The 13,392-nt window shown below is 73.0% G+C and carries 12 protein-coding genes and 1 pseudogene (1 of these 13 only partly in view); 7 read left to right on the forward strand and 6 right to left on the reverse strand.

Annotated elements, in window-relative coordinates:
- Window positions 1-199: 199 nt before the first annotated feature.
- From ACZ4YY_RS10280 to ACZ4YY_RS10290, 3 genes are read left to right on the forward strand one after another with little or no spacing between them, the layout of a single operon-like run.
- Window positions 200-1,468, forward strand: coding sequence for a Kelch repeat-containing protein (locus tag ACZ4YY_RS10280; protein ID WP_468286322.1), 1,269 nt, complete (start codon window positions 200-202; stop codon window positions 1,466-1,468).
- The gene (locus ACZ4YY_RS10285; RefSeq protein WP_468286326.1) at window positions 1,465-1,863 is read left to right on the forward strand and encodes a hypothetical protein; all 399 of its coding nucleotides are present in this window, start codon (window positions 1,465-1,467) and stop codon (window positions 1,861-1,863) included. The genes ACZ4YY_RS10280 and ACZ4YY_RS10285 overlap by 4 nt, the downstream gene beginning before the upstream one ends.
- A gap of 59 nt (window positions 1,864-1,922) precedes the next feature.
- The gene (locus ACZ4YY_RS10290) at window positions 1,923-2,078 is read left to right on the forward strand and encodes a hypothetical protein (RefSeq protein WP_468286330.1); all 156 of its coding nucleotides are present in this window, start codon (window positions 1,923-1,925) and stop codon (window positions 2,076-2,078) included.
- A 105-nt stretch (window positions 2,079-2,183) separates the two neighbouring features.
- Here the strand turns inward: ACZ4YY_RS10290 and argG are convergent, their stop codons facing one another.
- Window positions 2,184-3,632: an argininosuccinate synthase gene (argG, locus tag ACZ4YY_RS10295; RefSeq protein WP_468286333.1), complete on the reverse strand. Its 1,449-nt coding sequence runs from the start codon at window positions 3,630-3,632 to the stop codon at window positions 2,184-2,186.
- A gap of 86 nt (window positions 3,633-3,718) precedes the next feature.
- Here argG and ACZ4YY_RS10300 point away from each other — a divergent pair, with 86 nt between their 5' ends.
- Window positions 3,719-4,276: an isochorismatase family protein gene (locus ACZ4YY_RS10300; RefSeq protein ID WP_468286336.1), complete on the forward strand. Its 558-nt coding sequence runs from the start codon at window positions 3,719-3,721 to the stop codon at window positions 4,274-4,276.
- Window positions 4,277-4,303: 27 nt separating this feature from the next.
- Here ACZ4YY_RS10300 and ACZ4YY_RS10305 read toward each other — a convergent pair whose 3' ends face one another.
- On the reverse strand, window positions 4,304-4,771 hold the full coding sequence (locus ACZ4YY_RS10305; protein ID WP_468286339.1) for a hypothetical protein: 468 nt from the start codon (window positions 4,769-4,771) through the stop codon (window positions 4,304-4,306).
- Between the two features lie 189 nt (window positions 4,772-4,960).
- Between ACZ4YY_RS10305 and ACZ4YY_RS10310 the strand changes: the two genes are divergently transcribed.
- Window positions 4,961-5,458, forward strand: a complete 498-nt coding sequence (locus ACZ4YY_RS10310) for a DUF7144 family membrane protein (RefSeq protein ID WP_468286342.1) — start codon at window positions 4,961-4,963, stop codon at window positions 5,456-5,458.
- 6 nt (window positions 5,459-5,464) lie between these two features.
- On the opposite strand, the gene ACZ4YY_RS10315 is transcribed toward ACZ4YY_RS10310, so the two are convergent.
- The 3 genes from ACZ4YY_RS10315 to ACZ4YY_RS10325 form a co-directional block, all read right to left on the reverse strand.
- A complete protein-coding gene (locus ACZ4YY_RS10315; RefSeq protein WP_468286345.1) occupies window positions 5,465-5,653 on the reverse strand; it encodes a hypothetical protein in 189 nt (62 codons plus the stop codon).
- 121 nt (window positions 5,654-5,774) lie between these two features.
- A complete protein-coding gene (locus tag ACZ4YY_RS10320; protein WP_468286348.1) occupies window positions 5,775-6,848 on the reverse strand; it encodes a M23 family metallopeptidase in 1,074 nt (357 codons plus the stop codon).
- A 73-nt stretch (window positions 6,849-6,921) separates the two neighbouring features.
- Window positions 6,922-7,953, reverse strand: a complete 1,032-nt coding sequence (locus ACZ4YY_RS10325) for a glycoside hydrolase family 26 protein (RefSeq protein ID WP_468286351.1) — start codon at window positions 7,951-7,953, stop codon at window positions 6,922-6,924.
- Between the two features lie 672 nt (window positions 7,954-8,625).
- On the opposite strand from ACZ4YY_RS10325, the gene ACZ4YY_RS10330 reads away from it, so the two are divergent.
- Together ACZ4YY_RS10330 and ACZ4YY_RS10335 are read left to right on the forward strand one after the other, a co-directional pair.
- A complete protein-coding gene (locus ACZ4YY_RS10330) occupies window positions 8,626-10,344 on the forward strand; it encodes a lysyl oxidase family protein (protein WP_468286354.1) in 1,719 nt (572 codons plus the stop codon).
- A gap of 194 nt (window positions 10,345-10,538) precedes the next feature.
- On the forward strand, window positions 10,539-11,975 hold the full coding sequence (locus ACZ4YY_RS10335) for an LCP family protein (protein WP_468286357.1): 1,437 nt from the start codon (window positions 10,539-10,541) through the stop codon (window positions 11,973-11,975).
- Between the two features lie 257 nt (window positions 11,976-12,232).
- Here the strand turns inward: ACZ4YY_RS10335 and ACZ4YY_RS10340 are convergent.
- Window positions 12,233-13,392 (reverse strand): annotated as a pseudogene (locus ACZ4YY_RS10340) (NADase-type glycan-binding domain-containing protein); it runs 97 nt beyond the window's last position.

Below are 13,392 nucleotides of genomic sequence, written 5' to 3' on the forward strand. Positions count from 1 at the left end.
ACGCGAAGCCCGTCGTCGTACCGTCGACAGGGGACGCCCCGTCCCTCCCGGACGCCGATGTGCGGAGCCTGTCGGCCGGGGGTGGGCGAACGACGCCTCAGATCCGCACCGGGGTGTCCGTGGGCCCGAAGACGCCCCGCCCGCCGGTCCCGATCGTGCGCAGCGTTCACACCCGTCCCCTCCGGAAAGGGGAAGTGCCATGCCCTGGGGGCCAGCGATAGATTCGGAGATCCTCGCCATCCACGCGGCGCTCGTGGCCACCGAGGACGGCGGAGAGATTCTGTACTTCGGGGGCAACCAGCACTTCCGCGACAACAACATCGGCCACCAGCAGGAGCCGAGCAAGGTCGACGCGACCAGACGCTTCGCCTGCCGGGCCGACGCCGACGGCCTGCACCAGCGCGCGAAGGTCAAGTCCCCCAGCCACGACGTCTTCTGTTCGGGGCACGCCTTTCTGCCCGACGGACGGCTGATGGTCTGCGGGGGGACGGAGCTGTTCTCCGCCGACGCCGTCGGCGGAGGCCACGGCCACGGTGAGGCGAACCACTTCCCGGGCCACCGGCACTGCTGGACGTACGACCCGCGCACCGGGCGGTTCACCGAGGTCGCGCAGCTCAACCCCTCGGCCCCCGGCGGCGCGGGAGGCGGACGCTGGTACCCGACCCTGGTCACGCTGGCATCCGGCGAACTCTTCGCCTACGCGGGCCATCCGCGCAACGACGCTCCCCAGCACAACCCGGGATTCGCCGAGCGCTACCGCCCCGCCGACGACAGCTGGGTGGCGCTGCCCCCGACCGACGGGGCCCGGGGCGCCGACCCCGACCTCTACCCCCGTCTCTTCCTGTTGCCCCGGGGCGACGTCTTCTGCGCGTCCCGGCTGATCGGGTACCAGCGGTGCGTGCGGATGGACCCCTGCACCGGGGCGGTGACGGAGAGCGTCGCGCTCCCGGACGACTTCTACCGGGGATTCGGCGCCGGCGCCGCCGACTGGAAGCCGATCCCGCGACGCAACGGCTCCGCCGCCGGCAAGCAGCGCCGGCACACCTGCGCCGTCCTCCTCCCGACCGGGCAGGTGCTCATGACCGGAGGCGTGCAACCGCCCGACACCCAGAGCCCGGAGAGGGGCGTCGACGAGCCCGAGATCTACACGCCCGCCATCGACTGGGCGTCCGGTACCTACCGTGACGTCGCCGACCCGGACGACGCGTCCGACCGGTGGGACACGATCGAGGAGCCCTCCCCGGTGGTGCGCAACTACCATTCCACCGCGTTGCTGATGCCCGACGGCCGGGTGTGGACGGCCGGGTCGAGCATCAGCGCGCAGCCGGGTGATCCGGCGACCGCGGGCCGACTGAAGATCCACATCTTCTCACCGCCCTATCCGGCGGGACGACGGCCGCTCATCACCGACGCCCCGCGCTCCCTCGGCTACGGCGACCGGTTCACCGTGGAGACGCCGGACGCGTGACCCTCGTACCCTCGGCGGACTACGGCGTGCAGCCCGGGTCGGGCATCACCGCCGACTTCCGGTTCACGGTGACCACGGACGGCGGGGTGGCCGTCGACGACCGGTATGCCGGCTTCGCCGAGGCCGGGGGACGGACGCTGACCCTGCACGGCTACCGCATCGACGTCGACGGACGCGGGCTGTCGCACGGGCTGGCGCTGATAGACCTGCTCGACGGTCCGGGCCACCTGGCGCGGGACCGGATCAACAGCGTCACGCTCGTTCCGGCGCCGGGCTACGGCTTCCACCCGGGATCGGGTGTCAATGCCGACTTCCGGTTCACGGTGACCACGGACGGCGGGGTGGCCGTCGACGACCGGTATGCCGGCTTCGCCGAGGCCGGGGGCGGACGCTGACCCTGCACGGCTACCGGATCGCCTTCGACGGGCGCGGTCTGCCTCACGACCTGGTGCCGGTGTCCCTGCTGGAACAGGGCGGCGTCCTGCCCCGGGACCGGGTCGGCGAGCTGACCCTCCTCCCGGCGGCGACCTATGTCCTGAGGGCCGACGGGGAGCCGTTCACCGAGTTCCGCTTCGACGTCGCCACGACGGGAGCGGTCAGCCCGGGGTGACGGGCGGAGACTGCACAGCAGGAGCCGTGAGACGGCGAAAGGCGGTGCGTGAGGTGGCGTCCCACCTCACGCACCGCCTCCCCGGCCGTACGGCGGGGACCGCGATCAGTCCGTGCCGGACTCCATCGCGGCGCGGTCCAGCATCGTCTCCTCGTCGGTGGCCTCGCCGCGCGAGGCGATCGCCTCGGCGCCGCCCGCGTCCATGGCGCCGATCAGGCCGGTCGAGGCCGCCTGCGCGGCGCCGATCAGCTGCGGGTGCCCGGCGCCGACGATGCCCAGACCGGCGTACTGCTCGAGCCGGGCCCGCGAGTCGGCGATGTCCAGGTTGCGCATGGTGAGCTGGCCGATGCGGTCCACCGGGCCGAACGCCGAGTCCTCGGTCCGCTCCATGGAGAGCTTGTCGGGGTGGTAGCTGAACGCCGGGCCGCGGGTGTCGAGGATCGAGTAGTCCTCGCCGCGCCGCAGCCGCAGGGTGACCTCGCCGGTGACGGCGGCGCCGACCCAGCGCTGGAGCGACTCGCGCACCATCAGCGCCTGCGGGTCCAGCCAGCGGCCCTCGTAGAGGAGCCGGCCGAGACGCCGGCCCTCGCCGTGGTACGCGGCGACGACGTCCTCGTTGTGGATCGCGTTGACCAGGCGCTCGTAGACGATGTGCAGCAGGGCCATGCCGGGCGCCTCGTAGATGCCGCGGCTCTTCGCCTCGATGATCCGGTTCTCGATCTGGTCGGACATGCCGAGTCCGTGCCGGCCGCCGATGGCGTTCGCCTCCATGACGAGGTCGACCGGGGTGGCGAACTCCTTGCCGTTGATGGTGACCGGACGTCCCTGGTCGAACCCGACCGTCACGTCCTCGGTGTCGATCTCCACCGACGGGTCCCAGAACCGCACGCCCATGATCGGCTCGACGGTCTCGATGCCGGTGTCGAGGTGCTCCAGCGTCTTGGCCTCGTGGGTGGCGCCCCAGATGTTGGCGTCCGTGGAGTACGCCTTCTCGGTGGAGTCCCGGTAGGGCAGCCCGTGGGCGAGCAGCCACTCCGACATCTCCTTGCGGCCGCCGAGCTCGCTCACGAAGTCGGCGTCCAGCCACGGCTTGTAGATCCGCAGGTGGGGGTTGGCGAGCAGACCGTAGCGGTAGAACCGCTCGATGTCGTTGCCCTTGAAGGTGGAGCCGTCGCCCCAGATCTGCACGCCGTCCTCGAGCATCGCCCGGACCAGCAGTGTGCCGGTCACGGCGCGGCCGAGCGGCGTGGTGTTGAAGTAGGGCCGTCCGCCCGACCGGATGTGGAAGGCGCCGCACGCGAGCGCGGCGAGCCCTTCCTCGACCAGCGCGGCTCGGCAGTCGACGAGCCGCGTGATCTCGGCGCCGTACGCGGAGGCACGGCCGGGGACGGAGGCGATGTCGGGCTCGTCGTACTGCCCGATGTGGGCGGTGTACGTGCACGGGACGGCGCCCTTGTCGCGCATCCAGGCGACGGCGACGGAGGTGTCGAGCCCGCCGGAGAAGGCGATGCCGACGCGCTCGCCGGTGGGGAGGGAGGTGAGGACCTTAGACACAGAAATATTATGCACTGCTTCGCATGGTCATGCAACACCGGTGGCTGACGCCCGGTTGTCGGTGGGCGGGACTACCGTTCGTCGGCATGACCACACTGGAGAACCGGCCGAACACCGCACTTCTCGTCGTCGACGTGCAGAAGGGTGTCGTCCAGGAGGCGTACGAGCGGGACGCGGTCGTCGCGAACGTGGCCGCCCTGGTCGACAGGGCGCGGCGGGAGAACGTGCCCGTCGTCTGGGTGCAGCACTCCGACGAGGACCTGCCGCAGGGCGGCGACGACTGGGCGATCGTCCCCGAACTGGCTCCCGGCGACGGCGAACCGCTCGTCCACAAGAACCACGGCGACTCCTTCGAGGCCACCACCCTCGAGAAGGTGCTGTCGGATCTCGGGGTCGGCCGGCTGCTCGTGGCCGGTGCCGAGACCGACGTGTGCATCCGCTCGACACTGCACGGAGCGTTCACGAGGGGATACGACGTGATCCTGGTCAGCGACGCCCACACCACGGGGGACAAGTCGCAGTGGGGTGCCCCGCCGCCGGGGCAGGTCATCGCGCACACGAACCTGTACTGGAGCTGGCAGACGGCCCCGGGCCGCACGGCGGGGACCGTGACGACCGACGCGGTGGACTTCGTCCCCTCCTGACGGCGGCGCCGGCCCGTCCGGAGGGCCTCAGTACCGCACCGCCCGTGCCACCTTCGCCCTCACCTCGCCCGTGAGGCCGCGGGTGCTGCGGGCGGTCGCCGTGCCGGCCCTGCCGGGCGGGACGTCCGCGACGGTGACCACGACCGTGTCCTGCCACTGGTCGTCGGCGTTCGTGAAGTCGACCTGCACCGCGAAGGACCTCACCGTGTCGGTGGTGTTCGTCGCCGTCACCCGGGCCGTGCTGCGGCCGTCGGACGCGGTGGTCACGGACCCCGCCTTCACGTCCCCCCCGGCCTCCACGCCGCCCTTGATGCCGTCCAGTCTGCGGCCCGCCTCCGCCGTCGCCGACGCGAACTCCTCCCCGGCCCGCGAGGCGAGCGAGGCGGCCTTGCTGGCCACGGACGCCGGGGTGTCCTCGTCCGAACAGCCGCAGAGGAGCAGGGGCAGCGCGGCGAGCGCGGCCAGCGGGGCCAGGCGGGTGGGGTGAGCGGGCATCTCGCCTCCGGCGTGCGGACTCGTGGTCGGCGTCCTGTGCGTCCTCTCCGTCCAGTGAAGGGCCCGCCGTCCGCCTCCGCACGCCGCGCTCACCCGGACGGCTCACCTCCCGTGGTGGCGCGCCACGCCCCGGCGGATGGTCGACACGACGAGGACACCCACGCAGGACACGGAGAAACGGGTACCGCCATGAGTGACCACGCGCAGCCCCGGCCGGACCGCACACCCCCGATCTGGGACCCCTCCCACCAGGGCACCGGATCGGCGCCCGGCGGACACGGCTCCCCCGGGGCGCACGGCGGGCCGGCCACCGGCGGCGTCACCTTCGCGGGCGTGCTGATGCTGATGAACGGCATCCTGGCGATCTTCCAGGGCATCGCCGCCATCGCCGAGGACGACGTCTACGCCCGCGTCGGCGACTACGTCTACGAGATCAACCTCACCGGCTGGGGCTGGATCCTGCTCATCCTCGGCATCGTCGCCGTCGGGACCGGCTGGGGCATCCTCACGGGTGCCGCCTGGGCCCGGATCGCCGGCATCGCCATGGCCTCGCTGAGCCTGCTCCTCCAGTTCCTGTTCCTGCCCTACGCCCCGGTCTGGTCGATCATCCTGATCGCCATCGACGTGTTCGTCATCTGGGCGCTGGCGGTGTACCGGCCGGACGCGCCCCGGACGCGGGCGGCCTGAACAGCCTCACCGCCGCGACTTCTTGTACCTCCGCATCAGTTCGACGATCCGTTGCTGATCCGCGCCGCCGTTCAGCTCGGTCAGCAGCTCGTCGGGGCACAGCTCGTAGAAGTCGCCCCAGTAGCCGCGCCGCCGGTTGTCCCAGATGCGGTAGCCGCCGGGCACACCCCGGGCGACGTAACGCCGCCTGCCCACAGCCCGTCCCCCCGGTCTCCGTCCTCCGGCCGCCCCCCGCAGCCGTCGACAGTGTGCCCGGAGGCCGCCGCGCCCCGCGCGGTCTTTTTTCACACCGGTGACCGGCCGGGGCGGCGTGCCCTCACTCCCGCGCGGGCTTCGCGCCCGTCACCCGGACCGACTTCCGCCCCAGCCAGGGCAGCGGCGGCACCGCCGAGCCCATGTACGGCGTGACGCGCACCTCGAAGTGGAGATGCGGCCCGGTGACGTTGCCGGTCGCCCCGGACAGGCCGATCCGCCGGCCCGCGTCGACCTCCTGGCCGTTGCGGACGTCGATGCGGGAGAGGTGGGCGTACTGCGTGAAGTAGCCGTCGGCGTGGCGGACGACGACCTGGTTGCCGAAGCCGTCGCCGCAGGTCGTCACGAGGACGGTGCCCGGGCCGACGGCGTACACCGGGGTCCCCGTGGGCACGGCGAAGTCCTGGCCGGTGTGCCGGTGGGCCCAGTGGGAACCCTCGGCGGCGTAGCCGGCGGAGAGCCAGTAGCCGACGGTCGGAGCCCGCCAGCCGTCGGGACGCGGGCCCTTGACCGGTGTGGCGCCGGCCCGGTCCCGGCCGGCGCACCGGCCGGCCCGCCCGGTCGGGTCGACGGCCACCGGGTCGCCGTGGCGGGCCACCGACCACAGCCGGCCCCACAACGCGGCGCGCAGTGCCTTGCGACGGCGCTCGGCGGACCGGATGCGCGCGGGGGCGGCGCCCGCCGCCCGCAGCCGGTCGGCCTGCGCCCGCGCCTGCTCGTGCGCCCGCACCACACGGGCGGTCTCCTTGCGGAACGCCTCCCGCGCGGCCTGCCGGGCCTTCTCGTCCGTGGCGGCCCGGGCGGCGTCGGCGGCCTTCGCGGCATCGGCGGCCGGGGCGGCCCCGGCGTCGGCGGCCCGGGTGGCGACGGTGGCCCGGGTGGCGTCGGCGGCCGCACGGCCCCCGGCGGTCCCGGCGGTCCCGGCAGCCCCACCGGGCCCGGCGGACCCGCGGGCCCCACCCGCCCCCGCCCCGGCCGCACCGCCCGCCGGGGCGATCAGCAGCAGGGAGAGGAGGGCGGTGAGGGGGAGGGAGGCCAGGCGTACGGCACGGAGGGCGGGACGGGGAACGGCGTGCAGATCGGGGCCCGTCGCAGCGCTCCTCCGGCGCGGGCGACGCGCGGAGTCATCTCGTCGCATCAGTCGCATCTTGGGATCATCGGACCGGCGATCGGGCAGCGGGCGGTACGCGCCCCGGTGACGCGCCGCCGGTTCAGCCGAACGGCTGCGTGACCAGCTTCCGGTAGACCGCCGAGGACCGGGGGTTGTCCCGGCACCCCCACACCCCGTGCGGGCAGTAGTCGCTGATGGTCTGGTAGAGCGGACGATGACGGGCGAACCAGGTCAGCATGCCGCGCATGTACGCCGGGTTGTCACCGTTGCGGTAGAGCCCCCACTCCGGGTAGGCGATCGGCTTGCCGTGCGCCCGGGCGAACCGCACGTGGGCGGCCAGCCCGTACGGCTCGCGCACCTGCTCCTCGAAGGACAGCCCCCGGGGATGGTCGTAGGCGTCCATGCCGATGACGTCGACGACGGCGTCCCCGGGGTAGCAGTCGGGCCACGGGACGGCGTCCCGCCCCCGGTTCGGGGCGAACTCGAACCGGAACCGCTGCCCGGCCACCGACCGCATCGCCGTCACGATCCGCGTCCAGTACCGCTTCCAGGCGGCCGGGTCGGGACCGCAGCGGTGGGTGTAGGTGATGCCGTTCATCTCCCAGCCGATGACGAGCACCGTGTCGGGCACGCCGAGGGCGACCAGCCGCCGGGCCAGCGTCCGGAAGTGGCCGTCGTACCTGCCGGCCGCACCCTTGCGCAGCTCGTCGCGCACGACAAAGTCGGGCAGATGAGCCTCGGTGCGTTCCAGCATCGGGACGTTGAGCGCGAACAGCCGGTCCGCGCGGGCCGTGCGCCAGCGCGCCCAGTGGTGCAGGAACGTCGGCGCGCCCTCGATGTTGCCCCACCGGTCACCGGGCAGGAAGGCGCGCCCGACGCGGGGGGTGGCCGGGCCCAGCCAGGCGTCCAGCTCGGGGATCCGCCGGACGCGGTCGGCGTCGTTCCCGACGTACGCGCCGAACGCGGGCGGCCGGGCGGTCGGCGGGCCGCCGGGTCCGCCACCGCCGGGTCTGGCGTCGCCGGGCCCCGCGTCGCCGCCGAGGCGGCTGCAGGCGGGACCGAGGAGGAGAACGAGGGTGACGAGGAGCGGACCCAGGAGCCGCCGGCGGCCGGACAGGGGTGAAGGGCGCATCGCCTCAGCATGCGGACCCCCCGCCCGCCCCCGCCCCCGAATCGCCCGCGGACCACCCGGACGGAGGCGGCAACCGGGCGCGGGCGGGCGGCGGCCACTCCGCACAGGTACCGCGTCTCGTCCCCCGCACAAGGAGTTCCCCATGAGATCACCGCTCCGCAGGCGGCTCGCCCGTCCGTTCACCGTGCCGGCCGCCCCGGCGGCCCTGCTCCACACCACCGGGGTGGCGGCCCCGCGCGCCGAGGCCGCCGACGAGCGGAACCCGCCCGCCCACCTCGTCCAGCCGGTCAACGAGGTCTGGAATGACGTCTCGACCGCCCTACCCGGACCTCCACGGCTTCCGCAACCACGGCTGGGGCCGGGTGAGGGCCAAGCCGGGGCCCCCTCGACCACTGCGTGCGCTGGGAGTCCGACGCCCACGGTCGTGGTCCACCGGGAGCCGTCGGTCCCGCGGGCGGCGCCTCCGGAGCGAGCGACGACCGCCGTCCGAGGAGCGGCGGCATCACGTCCCGGCCCGAACCCGGATGAAATTCTCGGTCAACAGGCAACCCCCACCGGCCTTTTACCTGTCTCACAGGGTGCTCACAGTCGCGGCCGGGGCGCGTGGGGTGCGTCCGTGCGGGTGTCCGCAGGTGGCCGGGTCGTGGGCTGCCCAGTCCGATGCCACTGACCATGGCACTCGCAGACGAGGAACCGATGACCAGTCAGTCACACAGCAAGGGCCTGAAGCGGGCGGCGTTCGCCGCGGGGGCCGCTCTCACCGTCGTCGCCGTCGCCGGGGCCGCACCCGGCGCCGGCGCGGCCCCGAAGAGCAAGCCGGGTGTGCCGCAGCTCAAGTTGATCGCCGCGTCGGACTCCGTGACGCTCAACCGGTGGGAGGGGGAGCCCGGCGTCTACCTGGACCTGGGTACGTACCTCTCGGTCGACAACGCGCCGCTGGAGTTCAAGGTGACGCGCAAGTCGTACAAGGACCCCGTCGTCGCCCAGCAGATCCTGCGCGACGGGACGAAGACCACGACCAAGAACCTGCCCGCCGGGCTGGTGAAGGACTTCCGCGGGCTGCCGGGCTTCCTGGAGGTGTCCCTGAAGGACGCGTCCGGGAAGCAGGTCGCCACCAGCAAGGGCACCTTCTGCCCGAACAACGCCTCCGGTCGCATCCGGCCGGACGCCCCGGCGACCTCGCACTACCCGGAGAGCTGCCCCACCAACCCGTGGACCCTGGGCTCGGTGTGGGGCGTGGAGAAGGGCTGGGCGTCCAACTCCAGCACCGTCGACTACGACAAGCCCGTCGACCTGCCGGCCGGCGAGTACACGGCCAAGGTGTCGGTGGCGAAGAAGTACCGCGACCTGTTCGCCATCCCCGACAACCAGCCCACCATCAAGGTGACCGTCCGCGAGATCAAGGACGAGGAGGGCGGCGGCGAGGGTGTCGGGCGCCGGTCCGCCGTCGCGCACGGTGACCACGGCGCCCACGCGGCGCACGCCCCGTCGGCCGCGTCCGGCCACGCGGGCCACCACTACGGCCCGCGCGGCGCCGACGCCCCCACGCCGGGTGCCCTCTCCCACGCCCTTGCGGACCGTGGCCGCGCCCACCACCTGGGCGACGGCAAGGACCACACCGACGGCTCCCGCATCGCGCCCGCGCTGAAGGCCAACGCCCAGCGGCCGACCGGCCGCGCGAGCGTCCCGGCCGACGTGCCCAAGCCCGACCTGCGGTCCCTGCCGGCCTGGGACATCTCCATCACCGACGGCGAGGACGGCGACGTCCCCGGCAAGGACTACCTCGCCTTCAGCGCCAACGTCTGGAACGCGGGCCCCGCGCCCCTCGTCGTGGACGGCTTCCGCAGCCCCGGCAAGGACCTGATGGACGCCTACCAGTACTTCTACGACGCCAAGGGCAAGCAGATCGGCTACACGCCCACCGGCACCATGGAGTGGGACCCGCGCATCGGCCACGAGCACTGGCACTTCACCGACTTCGCCAGCTACCGGCTGCTGAGCGCCGACAAGACGAAGGAGGTGCGCAGCGGCAAGGAGGCGTTCTGCCTGGCCAACACCGACGCGGTCGACTACACGGTGAAGAACGCCAACTGGCACCCGTACAACACCGACCTGTCGACGGCCTGCGGCGAGCAGAACTCGATCTCCGTGCGTGAGGTCCTCGACGTCGGTTCCGGCGACACCTACACGCAGTACCGCCCGGGCCAGTCCTTCGACATCACGGACCTGCCCAACGGCACGTACTACATCGAGGTCCTCGCCAACCCGGCCAAGCGCCTGAAGGAGACGAACCTGAACAACAACGTCTCCCTGCGCAAGGTCGTCCTCGGCGGCACCCCCGGCGCCCGTACGGTGTCGGTCCCGCCGTACGAGCTGATCAACGCTCGCTGATCCAACCCGTGCCCGGCCGGCCCGCCGCGGGCCGGCCGGGCACGGGTCCGAGCGGAGCGAGAGTGAGTCGTCCGTGTTCTCGGGACGTATTCCTACCTGCGTGTAGGGTTCCGTCGTCCGGCCGTGACCTGCGTCGGGCGATCCGAGCACGGTGTACGGGGTGGGAACGGCCGAGGCGGAGGGGGCGAGCGCAGGTGAGCGGAACGGGAAGGCGTCGCCGTACACCGGCGGGCAGCGCCGGCGGGGGCGGCGGCAGGGCGGCCGGCGGGGCCGGCCGCGGCGGCGGGGCGCGACTGACCCGGCGGGGGCGGATCCTCGTCTGGGGCGGCGGGGTGACCGCGGTGGCCGTCCTCGCGGTCGGCGGCGTCGGCGCGTGGATCTACCAGGACCTGAACGGCAGCATCGGCTCCGCCGACGTGGACGGCAAACTCGGCGGCGACCGGCCCGAGAACCTCAGCCCCGGGTCGAAGAACATCATGCTGGTCGGTTCCGACACCCGGAAGGGCGCCAACGCCAAGTACGGCGGCAAGGACCTGACCACCATGCAGTCGGACACGCTGATGGTGCTGCACATCCCCGCGAACCGTCAGTGGGCCGCGGTGGTGTCGTTCCCGCGTGACTCGTGGGTGGAGATATCGGCCTGCGACCGGGGCGACGGCAGCACGTCCTCCCCGCACCGCGCGAAGATCAACGAGGCGTTCGCGATCGGCGGCAGCACCGGCAAGGTCGCCGAGGCCGCCGCGTGCAGCATCAAGACCGTCGAGGCCAACACCGGTCTGCGCATCGACCACTTCATGTCCATAGACTTCTCCGGCTTCAAGGGCATGGTCGACGCCCTCGACGGCATAGAGGTCTGCCCGCAGCAGGACATCCGCGACAAGAAGTCCCTCCTGAACATGAAGGCCGGCTGCCAGACGGTCGACGGCGAGACCGCCCTCGGGTACGTCCGGGTGCGCTACGGCGTCGGCGACAACTCCGACATCGGGCGCATCGGCCGCCAGCAGGAGTTCATGAACGCGCTCGTCGCGAAGGCCAAGGACAAGCTGACGAGCCCCAACTCCCTCTACGGCTTCCTGAAGTCCGCGACCAAGTCGCTCACGACCGACCCCGACATGGCCGGGATCAAGCAGATCTACTCCCTCGCCGACGAGCTCAAGGGCATCCCCAAGGACCGGCTGGCCTTCCTGACGGTCCCCAACTACCCGCGTCAGGCGGACGTGCCCAGCGATGTGGCGAACGTCGTGTGGCAGTACCCGCAGGCCGCCGACCTGTTCACCTCCCTGGCCAAGGACCGGGAGACGACCAAGGCGCAGTTGCAGACGGCGGTGAAGGACCTGGTGTACGCCTCCACCGTGCACGTCCGGGTGCTCAACGGCACCGGTGTCCCGGGCCGCGCGGCGGCCGTCGCCGAGAAGCTGCGTCGGGCGGGCTACACCGTCGACAGCACGGGCAACGCCCCGGAGACGGTGCAGAAGACGACGGTCACCTACCCGGCGGGCCAGCAGAAGCAGGCCTCGGTCCTCGCCTCCCGCCTGCCCGGCGGGACGACACCCGCACAGTCCGCGGACGCGGCGGCCGCAGCGGTCACTCTGGTCGTCGGACCGGACCTGGACGTGGACGAACTCGCGTGACCGCCGCGGGCGGTGTACTATTGATCTTGAGCCGGTCGCCACAACGGTGGTGAAACGGTTCTGCGTTGGTGGTCCAAGGAAAGACGTCCCGCTTCCTGCGGGGAGATGCAGGTGCAAGGCCTGCCCGGCGCTCTCATCACGAGGCCCATCCCGTGTCAGACGGGGTGGGCCTCGTCGCGTTCCGGGTGAGCCGGTGGGAGTCGGGCGGGCAGGACGGCCGCTCTCCCCCGGGAGGCGTCCGCCCTGCCTGCCGTCGCTCACGTCGTGTTCGCCGACGACCTGCCGAAGAACTCGATCTCCGCTATCGCCACCTGCTTGCTCGCGGACGCGGCGTACGACGACTCGACGGTGAAGCGGACCTTGGTGACCTCGCCGACGCGGAAGGCACGGCGCTGGCCGCCGGCGCTCTGGTCGAGGGTGAGGGTGCGGGTCGTCGTCGTGCCGTCCTTCAGGGTGATCGCGGCCTTGAGACGGTGGGGCAGCGCCGACTGCGAGAGCTGGTCGGGGCGGACCGAGACACCCGGGGTGATGATCAGGTCCAGCAGGCGGGTCGGCTCGGCGAAGCGGGCCTCGATCCACTCGCCCTCACCCGACTGGGAGACACCCGGACCCCACCAGCTGTTGTTGACCTTGTCGAAGGCCAGCTCCGGCTTGTGTCCCGGATAGGAGCGGGACGCCACCACCTGGTTCGGGGCGACCGGGGCGCGCTTGGCGAAGTGGTCCCGGGTGGCCTGGACCGCGTCCGGGGCGTTGACGCCCGCCACGATCAGCAGGGTGAGGACGGCCGCGGCCACCACCCACGTCATGACGCGGTCGAACGTCCGTCGCAGCCGCGGCCGGTCACCGGCCCACGGCGTCTCCCGGTCGCGGTCGAACAGACGGCGCCACCAGGGGCGGTGCCGCGCGGCACGCTCCTCCCGGGTCATCGGCATCGCGCAGCGTCCGCAGAAGTGCCGGTCGGGGCGGTTGGGGGTGGAGCACCACGGGCACGGTACGCCGTTCTCGTCGCCCAGCTCCGGGCCGGGCGCCCGCACCTGAGGCCGGTCCGCGACCGGACGGCCCGGCAGGACCGGGGCGACCGCGGGGGCCGGCGCGGGGCGGGCCTCCGGTTCGGACACGGGGACCAGGAGGGAACGGGCTCTGGCCGTGACCGTGTCGTCCGGGGCGGGGGAAGGGGTGGGTGCGGGCGCGGGGGAGGTGGCCGTCGTCGTGGGGAGGGGGGTGGTGGGGGCCGTGCCGTCCGGGTCCGGGTGCGGGGTCGTCTCCGCCGTGCCCGCGGGGGGTGTGCGGGGTGTCGCGGGGGGGGGGGGGGGGGGGGGGGGGGAGGGGGTGGGGGGGGGGGGGGGAGAGGAGGGGGGGGGGGGGGGGGGGGGGGGGGGGGAGGGGGGGGGGTGGGGGGGAGGGGGGGGGGGAGGGG

This window comes from Streptomyces sp. NPDC030143 (assembly GCF_055573695.1).